Below are 17,493 nucleotides of genomic sequence, written 5' to 3'. Positions count from 1 at the left end.
CTCCCCTCTACCCCCGGCGTTCGGTCACGCATTTGGCCTCACGCGATCACGAAGGGTAGCGTGCGGGGCCGGTCGGTCGACGCGGTCGTCACCCCATCGGGGAACGGGTCGAGGGAGGGGAACGGGATGAGGGCGCTCGTCGGAGCCGCGGTCGTGGCGCTGGGAGGTCTGCTGCTGCCCCTCGCGCTGTGCGTCGGGGTCGGCCTCCTGGACTCCGACGCCAGGGCGGCCGGCGCGGCGGGCGGGTCCGGCGGGTCCGGCGCGACGGGGTTGCGGAACGTGCCCGCCGCGTTCCGGTCGTGGATCCTGGCGGCCGACGCGGACTGTCCGCGGCCCGAGTTGACGCCGGCCCTGCTGGCCTCGCAGCTGTGGCGGGAGTCCCGCTTCGAGACGGGTCGGGCGCGGGCGACCTCGCGCGCCGGGGCGCAGGGGCCGGCCCAGTTCATGCCGGGTACGTGGAGCACGTGGGGCCGTGACGCCGATGGCAACGGGCGCGCTTCGCCCTGGGACGTGGGCGACGCCGTCACGGCGCAGGGGCGGATGATGTGTTCGCTGCTCGGGGACGCGAGGTCGAGCGGGTTCGGGGGTGATCCGCGGGCGTTGGCGTTGGCCGGGTACAACGCGGGGTGGGGGCGGGTCGTGGAGTTCCGCGGGGTTCCGCCGCGGTCGTTCGCGGGCGGTGAGACGTACGCGTACGTACGGGCGGTCCTCGCCGGCACCGTCCGGTTCGGGTTCGAGGGGCCGCGGGTGGCGAGGGTGTCCCGGGAGGCCGGGGCCGGGGCCGGGGCGGGTGTCGCGGCGCTGCGGCGGGCGGAGGCGTGGCGGGGGACGCCGTACGCGTGGGGCGGCGGCTCGCCGGCGGGTCCTTCGACGGGTTTCTGCGACGGGGTCAACGGATATCTGCGCGGCGCGTGTGTCGCGCGGTCGACGGTCGGCTTCGACTGTTCGAGCCTCGTGCAGTACGCGTACTGGCCGTCCCGGCGGCTGCCGCGGGTGGCCTCGGCGCAGTACGCGGCCACGTCCGGGCGGACGGTGTCGCGCGGGGAACTGCGTCCGGGTGACCTGGTGTTCTGGTCCAGGGGCGGGGCCGACGACATCTACCACGTGGCCTTGTACGCGGGGGACGGGAACGTGTTGCACGCGCCGCGTACGGGGCGCGAGGTCGACGTGGAGCCGCTGGCCTCCGCGATGCCGTCGGGCGACTGGTTCGGGGCCACCCGTCCCTGATGTCCGACACCGGCTCGAAGTGACCCGCGTCACATCGTGTCACGGTGCCGGGACGCGCGGTGTCTTGTGGCCGAACCCCCTTTGGAGGGGGTCGGAGCCGAGGAGACACCATGACTGAGAAGACGACCGTCGTAGTGATCGGTGGCGGGTACGCCGGGGTCATGGCGGCGAACCGGCTGACGGCGCGCGACGACGTGAGCGTGACGCTGGTCAACCCCCGCGCGGACTTCGTCCACCGCATCCGTCTGCACCAGCTCGCGGCCGGCAACGACGACGCGGTCGTCGCGTACCGGGACGTGCTGGCCGAGGGCGTACGGCTGGTCTTCGACCGCGTGACCCGGATCGACGCGGCCGGACGCGCCGTGGCCCTGGCGGGCGGTGACACGGTGGGCTACGACTACCTCGTCTACGCGGTGGGCAGCGGCAGCGCCGATCCGGGTGTGCCGGGGGCGGCGGAGTTCGCGTACCCGATCGCCGATCTGGAGGAGACGCTGCGGCTGCGGCCGGCCCTGGACGCGGCGCCCGCGACGGCCCCGATCACGGTGGTGGGGGCGGGTCCGACGGGTATCGAGACGGCCGCCGAGCTGGCGGAGGCGGGGCGTCGGGTGACGCTGGTGTGCGGTGGGGTGCTCGGGCCGTACCTGCACGCGCGGGGTCGGCGTTCGGTCGCCCGGCGGTTCGCGGCGCTCGGGGTGACCGTGCTGGAGGGCCCGGGGACGAAGGTGACGGCGGTGCGGCGCGAGGCCGTGGAGCTGGCCGACGGTCGTGAGGTGGAGAGCGCGCTGACGATCTGGACCGCCGGGTTCGGGGTGCCGGACCTGGCGGTGCGCAGCGGGCTGCGCACGGACGCCCTGGGCCGGCTGCTGACGGACGAGACGCTGACGAGCGTGGACGACGTACGCATCGTGGCGGCGGGCGACTCGGCGGCGCCGTCGGGGATGGCTCTGCGGATGAGCTGCCAGGCGGCGGTGCCGCTCGGCGCGCGGGCGGCCGACACGGTGGCCGACCGGATCGACGGGAAGGTGCCCGGGGAGCTGAACGAGAAGTTCGCCGGGCAGTGCATCAGCCTGGGTCGGGAGGCGGGCATCTTCCAGTTCGCCAAGCACGACGTCGCGGTGTGGTTCCACGTCGGGGGTCGCCCGGGGGCGAAGCTGAAGGAGAAGGTGTGCTCGGGGGTCGTGAAGCACCTGGCCGACGAGGCCGGCAAGCCCGGTTCGTACGGGCTGCACCGCATCAAGGGCAGCGCCCGGCGGCGGGAGCTGCTGGCCGCCCGCGGCGAGGGGGTCCCGGCCGGGAACGCCGAGCGGGTCGCGTAGGCGGGAGGGGCGACCGCCCCGGGGTGCCCGTAGTGGATCTTGCACGGGCACAATGGGCGGTCGCCAACGAGAGGGGATTGCCGTGGACGGGCGTTCGAGGGCCGTCGGAGACCGGGGCAGGGCACGGAGGGGGATGGTCGGGAGATGAACGACCACGTCACCTCCGATGCGGCGACCGAGGCGTTCGTCGCGCACCGGAACCTGTTGTTCACCGTCGCCTACGAGATGCTGGGATCGGCGGCGGACGCCGAGGACGTCCTCCAGGAGACCTGGCTGCGCTGGGCCGACGTCGATCAGGAGAAGGTGGAGGACCAGCGCGCCTACCTGGTGCGGATCACCACCCGGCAGTCCCTGAACCGGCTGCGCACGATGACGCGCCGCAAGGAGTCCTACGTCGGCCCCTGGCTGCCCGAGCCGCTGCTGACCACGCCTGACGTGGCCGAGGACTTCGAGCTCGCCGAGAGCGTGTCGATGGCGATGATGCTCGTCCTGGAGACGCTGTCGCCGACCGAACGCGCCGTCTTCGTGCTGCGCGAGGCGTTCGACGTCGGTTACGAGGACATCGCGGCCGCCGTCGACAAGACCCCGGCGGCCGTGCGGCAGATCGCGATGCGCGCCCGCCGGCACGTCGACGCCCGTCGCCCCCGGCAGGTGGTACCGCCGAGCGTGACCTCGGCGGCGATGGAGTCGTTCCGCCTCGCGATCGAGACGGGCGATCCGCAGGGGCTGTTGGACGTGCTGGCCCCGCAGGTGGTGCTGGTGAGCGACGGCGGGGGCGTCAAGCAGGCGGCGCTGCGGCCGATCTCCGGAGCCGACAAGGTGACCCGCTTCATGCTCGGTGGCCTGGGCAAGCACGAGAACGCGGTCACTTTCTCCCCCACCGAGGTCAACGGCGGTCCGGCGTTCCTGGTGCACGTGGACGGCGCGTTCGACGGGGTGCTGGCGGTCCGTCTGGAGGACGGGCTGATCAACGGCCTCTACTACGTGCGCAATCCCGAGAAGTTGGGCCGCGTCGCCTCGGGGGTCCCGCTCACCCGGCGGTGAGCGGTGCCCGACGCCCGCCGGGGCCGCCTTCGCCCGACCGGTTGCGTCGTCGGCCCTCACCCCGGTGGGAGGGTGCCTGCGGGCAGGGTCCGTACGGTCGGGCGGGGCGGGGTGGTGGAGCGCAGGGCGAGGGCGGTCGGCGCTCCCAGGCCCGGGAGGTCGTGGATGTGCCAGCCAGGGGGGTGGCCGGCGGGGTCGGCTCCGAGGTAGTCCGCGGCCGTTCCGCGCGCGAGACCGGTGCCGATGCCCTTGAGGTAGGCCTCCTTGCGCGCCCACAGGCGGGCGAAGGCCTCGGCGCGTCCGGGGTCGGGCACGGCGGCCAGTTCGTCGCGTTCCCCGGGGTGGAGCGCCGGGGCGCAGTGTGCGACCGTCCGGGCGGGCGGGACGTGCTGGACGTCTACGCCCACCGGGGCTCCGGCGACCGCGACGACGGCCAGGCCGCGGCTGTGCGAGAGGGAGAAGTGCGGTGCGCCGTCGACGCCGGTCAGGACGGGGCGGCCGTGCGGCCCGCCGCAGCCGGGGCAGGGGGCGCGGCCGAAGGTCAACGCCGCGGCGGGCAGGTCGACGTAAGCGGACAGGACGCGTCGTAGGGCGATGTGGGCCGCGACGTAGCGCGCGCGGTGGCGGGGATCGACGAACCGGGCGGCCCGGGCCCGCTCGGTGGCGTCGAGGGCCCGGGTGTCGTCGAGGACGTCGTCCCGGTCGGACGGGCGCGGTTCCCACACGTCGACCGCGCCGTCCCCGGGTGTGGGGTGCGCCCGGGTCACGGGGCCGCGGGATACGTGGAGAGCAGCTCGAAGGGGGCGGGGTCGGCGGTGGCGAGCTTGCGGAGCTCGGCCACCGGGCCCTGGAAGCCCTCGCCGGCGAGGGCCTGGCGGTGGGAGTCGGGGTCGGTCCATTCGGCGAGCTCGACGAACGTCCGCTCGTCGCGGCGGGAGCGGTAGAGGCGGTGGGAGTGGAAGCCGGGCTGGGCGCGCATGTGCGCGGAGAGCCGTCCGAGCAGGGTGCGGAACTCCTCAAGGTCGCCGGTGACGGTGTAGCGGTTGATGAAGACGTGCACGGTGGTGGCTCCTTAGATCGGTGAGGGTGGTGGGGTGGATGGGGTGGTCAGGGGCGATGGGTGGCGAGGTGGGCGAGGTGGGCGTCGCGCAGGGCTCGGCGTTGGACCTTGCCCGTGGCCGAGCGGGCGATGGCCTCGACGAGGGAGACGTGGTGCAGGTGCTCGTAGTAGGGCAGCCGGGAGTTGACGTGCTCGACGAGGTCCGCGACCGGGTGGTCGGGGTCGGTGGCGACGACGAGGGCGTGGGCGACGGCGCCCCTGGACTCGTGGGGGGCGTCGACGACGACGCAGTCGGCGACGGCGGGGTGGCGCAGCAGGACGCGTTCGATCTCCGTGGGTGACACCAGCCAGTTGTCGCACTTGAAGACGTCCTTGATCCGGTCCACGACGAAGAGGCTGCCGTCCGGGTCGGTGTAGCCGATGTCGCCGGTGGAGAACCAGCCGTCGGGGTCCACGTCGAGGGCGAGGTCGCGGCCGAGGTAGCCGAGCATCAGCTGGGGACCTCGAACCTGGATCTCCCCGCGTTCGCCGACGGGCAGGGTGGCTCGGGTCGTGGGGTCGACGACCCTGCTCTCGGCGCCGGGGACCAGGACGCCGGAGGATCCCGCGCGGGGTCGGTCGAGGTCGGACAGGTGGGTGGTGGGGGAGGTCTCGGCGAGTCCGTAGCCCTGGACGACGGGGACGCCGAAGTGTTGGCCGAGGACGCCGGCGGCGTCCGGGGAGAGGGCGGAGCCGCCGGACAGGACGGCCCGTAGGGCCGGGGCCTCCAGCTCGCCCAGGCGCGGGTCCGCCGCGAGTGCGGCCAGGCGTACGGGCAGGCTGTAGTAGTGCGTCGCCCGGTGGGCGTCGGCGGCGGTGACGGCGGCGGCGACGTCCGCGCCGCGCCACAGGACGTGGGTGGCGCCGGCGGTGGCGGCGACGGTGACGTGCATCAGGTGCAGGGTCGGCAGGTGGTTGAAGAGCACGGAGTGCTCGTCGACCTGGTGCATGTGGGCGGTCTGGGCGGCGTTGACGGTGAGGTTGCGGTGGCTGAGCCGGACGGCCTTGGGTGCTCCGGTGGTACCGCTGGTGAACTGGAGGCAGGCCACGTCGTCGGGGGCGGGCGGCGGGAGTTCGGTGAAGGCCGGTGCGTTCGCGGCGAGTTCCTCGACGGTCATGAGGTCGGCGGCGTCCGCGGGCATGTCGGGCTCGCGGTGGGTCAGCAGGATGTGTTCGAGGTCCGCCAGACGGTCTCGGACCGCCGTGATGACGGGCAGCATCGAGGGGCTGACGATCGCGACGCGGGCCCGGCAGGAACGCAGGACGTGGGTGATGCGCTCCTGCGGGAGCAGCGGGTTGACCAGGGCGCTGGTGTCGCCGGCGCGGGAGATTCCGAAGAAGGCCGTGACGAAGACCGGGTCGAGTACGGAGGCGAGGGCGACGACCTCGCCGGGGCCGCCGGTCAGGGCCCGCAGGGCCGCGGCGAAGGCGTCGACCTGGGCGTCCAGTTCGGCGTAGCCGATCTCGCCGGCCGGTGAGCGCAGGGCGGTGCGGGCGGGCCGTCGGGCGGCGGCGCGGCGCAGGACGTCGTCCACGCGAGGGCCCGCGATGAGGTGGGCGATGGTCGCGAGCGGCGGTCCGGCCATCTCCGAGCTGGTGGTGGTGACGGGATCGGTGGTCGTCATGGGCGCACTGTGCCGCCGGGGGTTCGAAGGCGGTTCGACACGGGTCGGAAGCGGCGCGCCGCGGGCGACGTGCCGCGTGTGGGGGCCTTGAACGAGGTTCCGAACAGCGTCCAAACGGGGCGGGCAGGGTGGCCCGGATCGCAGGGCGAAAGGAGAGCTGATGAGCGCGGGAACAACCGCTGGCGCCGAGGTGCTGATCGCCGGGGCCGGTCCGGTCGGGCTGACGACGGCCCATGAACTGGTCCGCAGGGGCGTACGGGTGCGGGTCGTGGACCGGGCCGCGGGGCCGGCGACGACGAGCCGTGCCACGGCGACGCACGCCCGGACGCTGGAGGTGTACCACCAGATGGGCGTCCTGCCCGATCTGCTGGCACTGGGGCAGAAGGTGGACAACTTCACGGTGCACCGGGCCGGGCGGGCGTTGACCACGCTGGGCACGGACTACTCGCGGCTCGTGACCCGCTTCCCGTTCACGTTGCAGGTCGACCAGGTGTTGACGGAGCGGGTCCTGCGCGAGCGTCTGCGGGCGGCCGGCGTGGACGTGGAGTGGGGGGTGGAGCTGGAGGGCCTGGACAACGGGGCCGACCGGGTCACGGCGCACCTGCGGCACGCCGACGGTCGGGTCGAGGAGTACGGGACGGACTGGCTGGTCGGCGCCGACGGGGCGCACAGTACGGTGCGCAAGCGGATCGGGGTCGAGCTCCTGGGCGATTCCTCGGAGCGCTGGATGGTGGCGGACGCCTTCATCGACACGGAGCTGCCGCGCGACAGCCTGCACTGGATGCACCTGTCGCGCGGGACGATCCTCATGGTGCCGTTCCCCGAGTCGGGCAAGTGGCGGCTGCTGGACACCGACGACGTCGGCGATGAGGACCCGCCGGAGGTGGTGCGGGCCCGTTTCGAGGCGAAGATGTCGGAGGGGCTCGGCAAGCCGGTGACGGTCAAGGAGCTGACCTGGACGTCGGTGTTCACGATCCGTCAGCGGATGGTGGAGAACATGCGCTCGGGCCGATGCTTCCTGGCCGGTGACGCGGCCCACGTGCACAGTCCGGCTTCCGGACAGGGCATGAACACGGGCATCCAGGACGGCCACAACCTGGCGTGGAAGCTGGCGGCCGTGGTGCGCGGGCAGGCCGACGAGGGTCTGCTGGACACGTACGGCGCGGAGCGGGTGCCGGTCGGGGAGATCCTGCTCGGTTCGACGCGGACCGCGACGAAGCTGATCGCGTTGCGCAACGCGGCGGCCCCGGTGGTGCTTCCGGTGGGGACGGCCCTGCTGAACCTGGTCGGGCCGCTCAAGCGGCGGCTCGAGCGGAAGATCCTGCGGGGGATGTCGGGGCTGGCGTTGCACTACCGGTCCAGTCCGCTGACCGTCGCGCCGTCGGCGGCCGCGGTCGCGGCGATGGGGTCCGGGTCCGGTTCCGGTTCCGAGGGAGTCCGGGCGGGCGACCGCGTGGCCTGTTCGGACCTGGAGCTGGGTCGCAGCGCGGGATGGCGGGCGGTGTGCGAGGAGCTGACCGACCCCCGGTGGACGCTGCTGGTCTTCCCCGGCGCCCAGGCCGTGCCGGACGTGGTGGGGCGGGTGTACGGCGCCTACGGCGCGGCCGTGTCCGTACGGGTGGTGCGCGGGGAGGAGTCGCCCGCGCCGGACGGGTCGCCCGCGCCCTTGCACGACCCGCGGGACCGGGTGCGGCGGGTGCTGGGACAGGGCGCGGGCCCGTCCTTCGCGCTGGTGCGGCCCGACGGATATCTGGCGGCCCTGGGTCCGCTCGACGAGGGTGCCGGGCTGGAGAACCTGCTTCGGCGTGTCCATGTGCTGCCCGCCCGTTCGGGCGCGGCGATCTGAGAGGGAGTCATGCGCATCATCGACCTGTCCACCCCCATCGATGCCGGGGTGTGGGAACCCAATCCCGTCGAGCACGTGGTCATGTCACCGGCCGAGGGCGGCCGGCACATGGCCGAGGGCATGCGGGAGAGGTACGGCCTGGAGTTCGACCCGGACGATCTGCCGGGCGGTGAACTCCTGTCGCTGGACACGGTGAAACTGACCACGCACACGGGGACGCACGTCGACGCGCCCTCGCACTACGGGTCCTCGGCGGCGTACGGGGAACCGCGCCACATCGACGCGATGCCCCTCGACTGGTTCGTGCGGCCCGGGATGGTGCTGGACCTGACGGACCAGCCGGTCGGCGCGGCGGGGGCCGACGTGCTGCGCCGCGAGTTCGAGCGGATCGGGCGCGAGCCGCGCCCGATGGACATCGTCATGCTGAACACGGGGGCGGACCGGATCGCGGGGACTCCGAAGTACTTCACCGACTTCGTGGGACTCAACGCGTCGGCGACGCACCTGCTGCTCGATCTGGGGGTGAAGGTGATCGGTACCGACGCCTTCAGTCTGGACGCGCCCTTCACCCACATGATCGAGGAGTTCCGGCGGACCCGTGACCGGTCCGTCCTGTGGCCCGCGCACTTCGTGGGGCGCGAGCGCGAGTACTGCCAGATCGAGCGGCTCGCGAACCTGGACGCGTTGCCCGCGGGCGGGGAGTTCACGGTGTCGTGCCTGCCGGTGAAGCTGGTGGGAGCGGGCGCGGGTTGGGCGCGGGCGGTCGCGTTCGTCGACTGACCGCGCGCGCGGGTGGCGCGTCCCCGAGGGCCGGGGCGGGCCGGCCGGCGCGCGGTCCGGCCGGCCGGCCGTCGGTGACGCGGGTGGTGGCGCGGGGCCGCGGCCGCTTCGCGGCGGCCGTCGGTCACATGGCGGCGGAGAACTTCAGCAACACCGCGCCGGCGATGATCGCGGCGAAGGCCGCGATCTTGGGCAGGGTGATCTTCTCCTTGTAGAGGACGGACGCCAGCACGACGGTGCCGACGGCCCCGACTCCGGTCCAGATGGTGTAGCCGACGGCGACGTCCAGGGTCCGTAGGGCGAGGCTCAGCGCGTACACGCCGCAGGCCGCCGCGAGGACGGTGAAGACGGAGGGCCAGAGTTTGGTGAAGCCCTGGGTGGCGTTCGTGCCGAGGGCGAAGGCGATCTCGAAGACGATCGCGATCGCGAGGAAGAGCCAGGCCATGATGGTGCTCCTTCGGGTCGGTGGCGCGAGGGGTTCGTGGTGAGCAGTCGTCAGACCGCCACCGGCTCGGGCTCGGCCGCCTTGCTCTCACCGGACTTCCGGTCGGCCAGCTTGAGCCCCAGGACACCGCCGATGATCAGGACGAAGGCGATGATCTTGCCCGCGTTCAGTTGCTCGTCGAAGATGATCGTGCCGAGCGTGACCGTGCCGACCGACCCGACTCCGGTCCAGATGGTGTAGCCGACGCTGACGTCCAGGGTGCGTAACGCCAGGCTCAGGAAGTAGACGCCGGCCGCGGCGGAGACGAGGGTGACGACCGACGGCCAGAATTTGGTGAAGCCCTCGGTGGCGTTCGTACCGAGGGCGAAGACCACCTCGAAGACCGAGGCGATGAGCAGGTGGATCCAGGCCATGGCGGGCCCTCCGTTGGGTGTGCGACGGTGTGCGGTGTCGATCCCCCGAAGAGGGCCCGTTCGGGCTCCGGGTGTGGGCGGCGCCGGTGCCCGGGGTGCGGGGCCGCGGCGTGTGGGTCCGACGCGTGTGCGCCCGGTTCCCGCACGCGCGCGGGTGGTCTTCGCCCCGTGCCGGCTTCGCGCGGCGGGGTGCGCGTCGGCCGCGCGGTGGTCCTTCCCGCGCGGCGGACGGGCGCTTCGTCACGCCGTCCCGGGCGCACGTCTCGTCCGGGCACGGCCCGTCATCCCGCCCTGGCTCCATGGGCCCTCCTCGTCGGGATCGGCTCATGGTAGGGAGCGGCTCGGGGGCCTGCCAATCACGTCCGGCGACTCAGCCAAGTCCGTTCTGTAGGAGGGGTGTTCGGCCGCCCGTGCCGCGCCGGCCCTCAGGCGGGCAGGTCGTCGCGGGTGACCTTGCGGGTACGGACCAGGAGGCGGCCGTCCTCACGCACCAGGACGTCCTCGCAGACGCAGACCCGGTGCAGCTCGGGCTGCCGTCCCAGGGTGGTGGAGAAGACCAGCGCGTAGCAGCGCACCCGCAGGGTGTCGTCCTCCTGCGGGAAGACGGCGACCATGCCGTGCCAGTGCCTGCGCCGGATCCCGGCTTCGGCCAGTTCCCTCGCGGTGCGGCGCAGCGACTCGCGCAGGGCCTCGCGCCCGCGCAGCGGTTCGGGAAGCGTCGGTACGTCGAAGACCGCGTCCTCGGTGAACGTCGCGGCCCAGGCGTCGACGGATCCGGCGTCGAGCAGTTGCATGTGCTCGGCGTAGAACTGCTGGACCCGGGCGTGGTCCTCGGCGGACACGTGCCCGCCCTCCTGCTGGATGGTCACTTCGGTCTCCTGTGCGTCGGCTGGCGTGAACGGTCACCGGCACCGTCCCCGACCGTTTTCGAGCGTGCTTGGAGCCCTCTCGTTTTGACGTGGCCTCGAAGGCGTCTCCAAGTCCGGCGGGCATCGTGCCGGCACAGATGACCTTCGGAACACGGATCAGAGGACGCCTCATGTCAGCAGGGAAGACGTACCAGGTCGAAGAGAAGGCGCTCGTGACCGCGCCCGTGGACGTCGTGCGCCGGATCGTCGTCGACGTGGAGGCCTGGACGCAGTTGCACGGCCCCGCGGTGCACGCCGAGGTGCTGGAGAGCGACGGGCGCGGCGAGTTGATCCGCCACTGGTCGGTGGTCGACGAGCACACGGTGCGCACGTGGGACGCTCGCCGCGAGGTGACCGACTCCGGTGACGTCCGGTTCGCGCACGAGCCGGCGAACGCCCCGTTCGCGGCGGTGAGCGGCGGCTTCGACTTCGAGGAGCAGCCGGGCGGCCGGACGCTGGTGCGCATGCACCACCGGTTCGAGCTGCTGGAGGACGACGAGTCCGTGGCGGCGGAGCGGGCGGAGTCGATGCGGCTCGGCAGCCGCGCGTACCTGAACACGCTGCAGTACGCGGCGGAGAACGCCGACGAGCTGGAGGAGCTGATCATCTCCTTCGAGGACCCGCTGTTCGTGGCCGGGTCGGTGGAGGACGCGTACGCGTACCTCTACGAGGCCGACAAGTGGCCCGAGCGCATTCCGCACGTGCTGGCGCTGGACCTGGAGGAGAACACGCCGAACATCCAGTTCTTCGACATGGACACGCGGTCCTCGGACGGATCGGAGCACACGACGCGTTCGGTGCGCATCTGCCTGCCGAACCACAAGATCGTGTACAAGCAGACGCGTCCGCCGAAGACGATGTTCGCGCACACGGGCCACTGGCTGTTCACCGAGACGCCCGAGGGCGTCGTCGTCAGCTCCCGTCACACCGCGACGATCCGTCCCGAGGGTCTGCACCTGCTGGGCGAGGGCATGACGGTGCAGGGCGCCCGCAAGTACCTGCGGCGCATCCTGAGCGCCAACAGCATGGGCAACCTGCGGCTGTCCAAGGAGTACGCGGAAGAGCGTGCCGGGCACTGAAGCCCCGGACGGGGCACGAACGGGCGCCCTCGTCCGGGCGGGCGCTCCTGTCAGGGTGGCGTTGCTGCTGCCCGGGCAGGGCGCCCAGTACCGGCGGATGGCGGTGGGCCTGTACGACGCCGAGCCGGTCTTCGCCGCGGCGATGGACGAGGTGTTCGAGGCCTTCGGCCCGGCGGGGCCGGGGCTGCGCGCGGCGTGGACGGACGACGACGCGCCGACGGAGACGGCCGCGTGGGCGCAGCCCCTGCTGTTCGCGGTGGACTACGCGCTGGGACGGCTCGTGGCGGGCTGGGGCGTCGCCCCGTCGGCGCTGCTGGGCCACAGCGTCGGAGAGATGGCGGCGGCGGCGCTCGCGGGGGTCTTCTCCGTGGGGGACGCCGCGCGGCTCGTGCTCGACCGGGTCGAACGGATCGCCGCCGCCCCCGCCGGGGGCATGCTCGCGGTGGCGGCAGGCGTCGCGGAGGTCGGACCGTACCTGGAGCCGGAGGTGGTCGTCGGGGCGGTGAACGCCCCGCGGCACACCGTGCTGGCCGGGCCGCGGGAGGCCCTCGGGCGGGTGGCGGAGCGGCTGGAGGCGGCGGGCCTGGTCACGCTGCCCGTCCCCTCGGACACCGCGTTCCACAGTCCGGTGCTCGCGCCCGCCCTGGCGGGTTCGCGGGCGGTGTTCGCGCGGGTGGCGCCGCTGCCCGCGGCGGTTCCGTTGTACTCGGGCGTCACGGCGGCGGTACTGGCCCCGCACGAGGCCGTGGACCCGGGGTTCTGGGCCGATCAGCCGGTGCGGCCGGTGCTGTTCCGGGCCGCGTTGGACGCCCTGTTGTCCGACGGCCCGTACCTGCTGGTGGAGGCGGGCCCGGGCGGCGGGCTCGCCGGCATCGCCCGCCGGCACCCCGCGGTGCGGCGTGCGGGCGGTGCGGTCGTCCCGCTGCTTCCGTCACGGCCCGGTGGCGACGCGGCGGACCGTACGGCGCTGGCGCGCGCGGCCGAGGTCCTGCGGTCGCGGGGGCTGCCCGTGCCGCCCTCCGGTGCGGCGGTCCGCGCCGGAGGTTCCTGAATTTCGTTTCCGTGGCGCGCCAGGGGCGGGCCACCGACTGCTCTGGGGGTTTCACCTTGCGGATCCTGGTCACGGGCGGGGCCGGTTTCATCGGCTCCTGCTACGTCCGCGGACTGCTCGACGGCGTCCATCCCGGCTACGAGGACGCGCGGGTGACCGTCGTCGACAAGCTCACCTACGCGGGCAACCGCGCCAACCTGCCGGAGCGCCACGAGCGGATGCGGTTCGTGCGGGGGGACATCACCGACGCGGAGTTCATGCGCGAACAGGTCGCGGGCCACGACGAGGTGGTGCACTTCGCCGCCGAGTCCCACGTGGACCGGTCGCTGCACGCGGCGTCCGAGTTCGTCCGCACCAATGTGGAGGGCACGCAGAGCCTCCTGGAGGCCTGTCTGCGAGCGGAGGTGGGCCGGGTGGTCCACGTGTCCACCGACGAGGTGTACGGCTCGATCGACGAGGGCTCGTGGTCGGAGACCCGGCCGCTGCTGCCCAACTCCCCGTACTCCGCCTCCAAGGCGGGGGGCGACCTGATCGCCCGCGCGTACTGGCGCAGCCACGGGTTGGACGTGCGCGTGACGCGGTGCAGCAACAACTACGGGCCGTACCAGCACGTCGAGAAGCTGATCCCGCTGTTCGTCACGAACCTGCTGAACGGGCTGGACGTGCCGTTGTACGGGGACGGGCTCAACGTGCGGGAGTGGGTGCACGTCGAGGACCACTGCCGGGCGGTCCAGGCGGTGCTCACCGGCGGTGAGGCGGGCGGGATCTACAACATCGGCGGTACGGCCCTGTCCAACCGGGACATCACCGACCGGCTGCTGGACCTGTGCGGGGCCGATCGCGGCCGGGTGCGTCACGTCGAGGACCGCAAGGGCCACGACCTGCGGTACGCGGTCGACGACTCGAAGATCCGGACCCTGCTCGGCTACCGTCCGCGGATCTCCTTCGAGGAGGGCCTGGCCTCCGTCGTGGACTGGTACCGGGACAACCCGGGGTGGTGGAAGCCTCTGCTGCCGGCCCCGTCGGCTCCCGGCGGGGAAGGGGCGGGCGCGTGACGGCCGGCCTGGAGACGCCGCCCGTCGGCGCGTCCGTGGGCGCGTCGGTCCTGGCACTGCGGCTCACCGAATCCGCGGCGGCGACCGACAGCCCCGTCTGTCCGAACGCCTCCTTCGACACCTGGTTCGCCCGGCACCGCGAGGCCAACCGCTTCACGGTCACCCGGATCCCGTTCGCGGAGCTGTCGGGCTGGTCCTTCCGGGAGTCCGACGGAAATCTGGTGCACACGAGCGGAGGGTTCTTCTCGGTCGTGGGGCTGGAGGTGAATACCGACTGGCAGGGCCGGGGCACGTGGGCCCAACCGATTCTCGACCAGCCGGAAGTCGGCGTTCTGGGCATCCTCGTCAAGGAGTTCGACGGGGTATTGCACTGCCTGATGCAAGCCAAGATGGAACCCGGAAACCCCGATACCGTCCAGCTGTCACCGACCGTACAAGCGACCCGGAGCAACTACACGGGGGTGCACGGCGGACGTCGGACGACCTTTCTCGAGTACTTCACCGACCCCGACCGCAGCACCCTCGTCGATTCCCTCCAGTCGGAACAGGGCTCGTGGTTTCTGCGGAAGCGGAACCGGAACATGGTCGTCGAAGTGACGGGTGAGGTACCGGACCACGAGAATTTCCGCTGGCTCACTCTCGGGCAGATACACCGCCTCCTCGGCGATGACAACGTAGTCAACATGGATACCCGTTCTGTTGTCGCGTGCATGCCCTTCACGGCGCCCGCCGGGCCCCGCCGCCTCGACGCGGGCGCCGACTCCGGACCCGCGGCCGCCTCGCGGTACCGCGAGGCACTGGGGCTCTCCCTTTCGGGGCGCGGCGGGGCCCTGCACGACATGGAGGGGATCCTGGGGTGGCTGACCGAGGCGAAGGCCCGCCGGGAGTTCTCCCGGCGCCTGCTGCCGCTGTCGGGGGTGTACGGCTGGCACCGCTCCGATACGGAGATCTCCCATGCGGAGGGCAGGCACTTCACGGTGGTGGCCGTCGACGTACGGGCCGAGACGCGTGAGGTCACCGACTGGAGCCAGCCCCTGATCGCCCCGGTGGAACAGGGGGTGGCGGCCTTCGTGGTCCGCCCGATCGACGGGGTGCTGCACGTCCTGATGCACGCCAAGGTCGAGGCGGGGCTGCTGGACGTGTGCGAGCTGGCGCCGACCGTCCAGTGCCTGCCCGTCAACTACGCGGACCTGCCGCCGGAGCGCAGGCCCGCGCACCTGGAGACCGTCCTGCGGGCGCCGGCCGAGGCGGTGCGCTTCGACGCGGTGCTCTCGGAGGAGGGGGGCCGCTTCCACCACGCCGACAACCGCTACCTGGTGGTCGAGGTGGGCGAGGACTTCCCGGTGGAGCAGGGTCCCGACCACCGCTGGATGACGGTCCACCAGCTCATGGACCTGGTCCGGCACAGCCGCTACCTGAACGTGCAGGCCCGGAGTCTGCTGGCCTGCCTGCGGACGACGTGGTGAGTGGCGCCGCGACATCGGGGCCGCTGCGCCTGGGGGTGTTGGGCTGCGCGGACATCGCCGCCCGCCGGACGCTGCCCGCCGTGGTGCGCCGGCCCTCGGTGGAGCTGGTGGCGGTCGCCGGACGCGACGGCGACCGGACGCGCGCCTTCGCCGAGCGCTTCGGCTGCGAGGCGGTGGTGGGCTACGACCGGCTGCTGGCCCGACCGGACATCGACGCGGTGTACATCCCCCTGCCCACCCGGATACATGCCGAATGGTCGGTACGGGCCCTGCACGCGGGCAAGCACGTCCTGTGCGAGAAGCCGGCAGCGACCGGCTCGCGGGAGGCGGCGCGGATGGTGGCGGCGGCCCGCGCCGGGGGGCTGTTGTTGATGGAGAACTTCATGTTCCTGCGCCACGGGCAGCACACCCGGGTGCGGGAGCTGTTGCGGGAGGGGGCCATCGGGCGGCTGCGCGAGGTGTCGGCCGACTTCGGCATCCCGGCCCCTCCGGCGGGCGCCGCCGAAGGGGCCCTGAGCAGCCTCTCGGAGACGGGCGTCTACACCCTCCGGGCGGCGCGCCTGTTCGCCGGGGAGGACCTGGCCGTCGTGGGGGCCACCCTCACGACGGCGTCCGCGGGCGGACCCGACACCGCCGGCGCGGTGCTCCTGCGTTCCCCCTCGGGGGTCACCGCTCGGCTCGGATTCGGCTGGGACCGCGCCTACCGCTGCGCGTACGAGCTGTGGGGCAGCGAGGGTCGACTGTCCCTGGACCGGGCCTTCACCACCCCCGACGACCACTCGCCGGTCCTGCGCCTGGAACGGCCCGAAGGTACAAGGGAGTTGACCCTACCGGCGGAGGCCCACTTCGAGAACGCCGTCGACGCGTTCGCCGCGACGGTGCTGCGCCGGGCGGACTTCGAGCCGCACCACGAGGACGTGTTGCGCCAGGCGGCGCTCGTCGACGCCGTCCGCGCGAGCGCCGTGACCGCGCGGGAACGGGCCTGACGGACACCCGCCCGGGGACGCGGACCCGCCTCCCGTACGGGGGGCGGGTCCGCGGCGTACCCGGGGACGCGCCGCGGACGGGGTGACATGCCGGTGGCGGGACATGCCACTTGCGACGTATCACCCTTGAGGACCGCTCGAATGCCGGGCTAGGGTTTTGGCATTGCACGACGGAGTGGATCGGCTCGGGGGTCCGGCAAGAGGCCGGAAAATGCGCCGTCCCTCCCGGAAAGGACATCAGGAAAATGCGGTTCAATATCCTTGGCCCGATGGAAGTCCTGCACGAAGACGGACACCACACACCGACCGCGCCCAAGGCCCGAAACACCCTGGCTTTGCTTCTTTCGCGAGCCAATCAAGTGGTGGAAATTCCGGCATTGATCGATGAATTGTGGATCGATCACCCGCCGCGGAGTGCCGTCACCACCGCGCAGACTTACATCTACCAATTGCGGAAGATGTTCCAGACGGCGGTCGGAAGCGAAGCCGCCGGCAAAATGCTCGTCACCAAGGCACCCGGATACAGCCTGCGGGTCGACGCCCGGGAGATCGACGCCCAGCTTTTCGAACAGCGAGCGGCCGAAGGCAAGAGGCTGCTGGCCGCGGGGCGCGCGGAGGAGGCCTCGCGGCGGCTGCGGGAGGCTCTGGCGCTGTGGCGCGGACCCGCTCTGGCGGACGTCAACGCAGGTAGGATCCTTGAAGCCCATGTCGTACAGCTGGAGGAGAGCCGACTGGGGGCGCTTCAGCTGCGCGTCGAGGCGGACCTGCGGCTGCGCCGGTACCGGGAGCTCGTGCCCGAGCTGCGCTCGCTCGTCGCGACGCACCCGCTCAACGAATGGCTGCACGCCCAACTCATTACGTGCCTGAGGTATTCCGGGCGCCGCGGAGAAGCACTCCAGGCCTACCAGGCACTTCGGCGCCTGCTCGACGACGAGCTGGGGCTGCGGCCTTCGCTCCCCCTCCAGCGACTGGAGCAATACCTGTTGACGGATCCCGTACGGGAGGACGTGGCCCCGGTCACGCTGCCCGTTTCGGCCTGAAAACCAAACGAAGGGAAACCCTTTAGTAGCCCTTTGCCAGGGCCCCGTACCCCCCGGTTGCCTGCCGTCGATCTTGATGCTAGCGTCGAAGGCTGATTCAGCCTACATCTACA

The 17,493-nt window shown here is 72.5% G+C and carries 17 protein-coding genes; 11 read left to right on the top strand and 6 right to left on the bottom strand.

Translation table 11 applies throughout. The features are described 5' to 3' along the window. Positions 1-126 precede the first annotated feature (126 nt). The 3 genes from ACZ6ZI_RS32325 (at position 127) to ACZ6ZI_RS32315 (ending at position 3,587) form a co-directional block, all read left to right on the top strand. A complete protein-coding gene (locus ACZ6ZI_RS32325) occupies positions 127-1,227 on the top strand; it encodes a C40 family peptidase (RefSeq protein ID WP_469526847.1) in 1,101 nt (366 codons plus the stop codon). Positions 1,228-1,337: 110 nt separating this feature from the next. Then, entirely contained in the window at positions 1,338-2,543 is a 1,206-nt protein-coding gene (locus tag ACZ6ZI_RS32320) for an NAD(P)/FAD-dependent oxidoreductase (RefSeq protein WP_469526845.1), read from the top strand. 144 nt (positions 2,544-2,687) lie between these two features. Then, positions 2,688-3,587: an RNA polymerase sigma-70 factor gene (locus ACZ6ZI_RS32315; protein ID WP_469526843.1), complete on the top strand. Its 900-nt coding sequence runs from the start codon at positions 2,688-2,690 to the stop codon at positions 3,585-3,587. 56 nt (positions 3,588-3,643) lie between these two features. Here the strand turns inward: ACZ6ZI_RS32315 and ACZ6ZI_RS32310 are convergent, their stop codons facing one another. The 3 genes from ACZ6ZI_RS32310 to ACZ6ZI_RS32300 are packed head-to-tail and all read right to left on the bottom strand — an operon-like array spanning position 3,644 to position 6,311. Further along, the gene (locus ACZ6ZI_RS32310) at positions 3,644-4,354 is read right to left on the bottom strand and encodes a 4'-phosphopantetheinyl transferase family protein (protein WP_469526842.1); all 711 of its coding nucleotides are present in this window, start codon (positions 4,352-4,354) and stop codon (positions 3,644-3,646) included. Then, entirely contained in the window at positions 4,351-4,647 is a 297-nt protein-coding gene (locus tag ACZ6ZI_RS32305) for an antibiotic biosynthesis monooxygenase family protein (protein WP_363062835.1), read from the bottom strand. Before ACZ6ZI_RS32305 ends, ACZ6ZI_RS32310 begins: the two co-directional genes overlap by 4 nt. A 47-nt stretch (positions 4,648-4,694) precedes the next feature. Further along, the gene (locus ACZ6ZI_RS32300) at positions 4,695-6,311 is read right to left on the bottom strand and encodes a class I adenylate-forming enzyme family protein (protein WP_469526840.1); all 1,617 of its coding nucleotides are present in this window, start codon (positions 6,309-6,311) and stop codon (positions 4,695-4,697) included. Between the two features lie 160 nt (positions 6,312-6,471). Between ACZ6ZI_RS32300 and ACZ6ZI_RS32295 the strand changes: the two genes are divergently transcribed. Next, positions 6,472-8,157, top strand: coding sequence for an FAD-dependent oxidoreductase (locus tag ACZ6ZI_RS32295; RefSeq protein WP_469526837.1), 1,686 nt, complete (start codon positions 6,472-6,474; stop codon positions 8,155-8,157). Between the two features lie 9 nt (positions 8,158-8,166). Beyond that, entirely contained in the window at positions 8,167-8,937 is a 771-nt protein-coding gene (locus ACZ6ZI_RS32290; RefSeq protein ID WP_469526835.1) for a cyclase family protein, read from the top strand. A gap of 124 nt (positions 8,938-9,061) precedes the next feature. Here ACZ6ZI_RS32290 and ACZ6ZI_RS32285 read toward each other — a convergent pair whose 3' ends face one another. From ACZ6ZI_RS32285 to ACZ6ZI_RS32275, 3 genes are all read right to left on the bottom strand, one after another. After that, the gene (locus ACZ6ZI_RS32285; protein WP_363062843.1) at positions 9,062-9,382 is read right to left on the bottom strand and encodes a DMT family transporter; all 321 of its coding nucleotides are present in this window, start codon (positions 9,380-9,382) and stop codon (positions 9,062-9,064) included. Between the two features lie 50 nt (positions 9,383-9,432). Continuing rightward, positions 9,433-9,795 carry a DMT family transporter gene (locus ACZ6ZI_RS32280; RefSeq protein WP_469526831.1) on the bottom strand — a complete coding sequence of 121 codons (363 nt, stop codon included), beginning with the start codon at positions 9,793-9,795 and terminating at the stop codon, positions 9,433-9,435. Positions 9,796-10,220: 425 nt separating this feature from the next. Continuing rightward, positions 10,221-10,664 (bottom strand): nuclear transport factor 2 family protein, encoded by a 444-nt coding sequence (locus tag ACZ6ZI_RS32275; RefSeq protein WP_469526828.1) that lies wholly within the window; start codon positions 10,662-10,664, stop codon positions 10,221-10,223. A gap of 170 nt (positions 10,665-10,834) precedes the next feature. Here ACZ6ZI_RS32275 and ACZ6ZI_RS32270 point away from each other — a divergent pair, with 170 nt between their 5' ends. From ACZ6ZI_RS32270 to ACZ6ZI_RS32245, 6 genes are all read left to right on the top strand, one after another. Continuing rightward, positions 10,835-11,782, top strand: a complete 948-nt coding sequence (locus ACZ6ZI_RS32270) for an SRPBCC family protein (protein WP_363062848.1) — start codon at positions 10,835-10,837, stop codon at positions 11,780-11,782. After that, positions 11,769-12,833 (top strand): acyltransferase domain-containing protein, encoded by a 1,065-nt coding sequence (locus tag ACZ6ZI_RS32265; protein WP_469526826.1) that lies wholly within the window; start codon positions 11,769-11,771, stop codon positions 12,831-12,833. The genes ACZ6ZI_RS32270 and ACZ6ZI_RS32265 overlap by 14 nt, the downstream gene beginning before the upstream one ends. Positions 12,834-12,889: 56 nt before the next feature. After that, positions 12,890-13,888 carry a dTDP-glucose 4,6-dehydratase gene (rfbB, locus tag ACZ6ZI_RS32260; RefSeq protein WP_469526824.1) on the top strand — a complete coding sequence of 333 codons (999 nt, stop codon included), beginning with the start codon at positions 12,890-12,892 and terminating at the stop codon, positions 13,886-13,888. After that, entirely contained in the window at positions 13,885-15,354 is a 1,470-nt protein-coding gene (locus ACZ6ZI_RS32255) for an NDP-hexose 2,3-dehydratase family protein (RefSeq protein ID WP_469526822.1), read from the top strand. The genes rfbB and ACZ6ZI_RS32255 overlap by 4 nt, the downstream gene beginning before the upstream one ends. Beyond that, positions 15,351-16,340 carry a Gfo/Idh/MocA family protein gene (locus tag ACZ6ZI_RS32250; protein ID WP_469526821.1) on the top strand — a complete coding sequence of 330 codons (990 nt, stop codon included), beginning with the start codon at positions 15,351-15,353 and terminating at the stop codon, positions 16,338-16,340. The genes ACZ6ZI_RS32255 and ACZ6ZI_RS32250 overlap by 4 nt, the downstream gene beginning before the upstream one ends. Before the next feature lie 269 nt (positions 16,341-16,609). Then, a complete protein-coding gene (locus ACZ6ZI_RS32245; RefSeq protein WP_469526819.1) occupies positions 16,610-17,380 on the top strand; it encodes an AfsR/SARP family transcriptional regulator in 771 nt (256 codons plus the stop codon). Positions 17,381-17,493 lie beyond the last annotated feature (113 nt).

The organism is Streptomyces sp. NPDC103540, from assembly GCF_055584445.1.
This window is presented reverse-complemented; position numbering and strand designations above follow the sequence as displayed.

Coding starts and splice junctions, on each gene's coding strand:
- ACZ6ZI_RS32325 (WP_469526847.1), top strand. CDS start 127: ATGAGGGCGCTCGTCGGAGCCGCGGTCGTGGCGCTGGGAGGTCTGCTG.
- ACZ6ZI_RS32320 (WP_469526845.1), top strand. CDS start 1,338: ATGACTGAGAAGACGACCGTCGTAGTGATCGGTGGCGGGTACGCCGGG.
- ACZ6ZI_RS32315 (WP_469526843.1), top strand. CDS start 2,688: ATGAACGACCACGTCACCTCCGATGCGGCGACCGAGGCGTTCGTCGCG.
- ACZ6ZI_RS32300 (WP_469526840.1), bottom strand. CDS start 6,311: ATGACGACCACCGATCCCGTCACCACCACCAGCTCGGAGATGGCCGGA.
- ACZ6ZI_RS32295 (WP_469526837.1), top strand. CDS start 6,472: ATGAGCGCGGGAACAACCGCTGGCGCCGAGGTGCTGATCGCCGGGGCC.
- ACZ6ZI_RS32290 (WP_469526835.1), top strand. CDS start 8,167: ATGCGCATCATCGACCTGTCCACCCCCATCGATGCCGGGGTGTGGGAA.
- ACZ6ZI_RS32285 (WP_363062843.1), bottom strand. CDS start 9,382: ATGGCCTGGCTCTTCCTCGCGATCGCGATCGTCTTCGAGATCGCCTTC.
- ACZ6ZI_RS32280 (WP_469526831.1), bottom strand. CDS start 9,795: ATGGCCTGGATCCACCTGCTCATCGCCTCGGTCTTCGAGGTGGTCTTC.
- ACZ6ZI_RS32270 (WP_363062848.1), top strand. CDS start 10,835: ATGTCAGCAGGGAAGACGTACCAGGTCGAAGAGAAGGCGCTCGTGACC.
- ACZ6ZI_RS32245 (WP_469526819.1), top strand. CDS start 16,610: ATGGAAGTCCTGCACGAAGACGGACACCACACACCGACCGCGCCCAAG.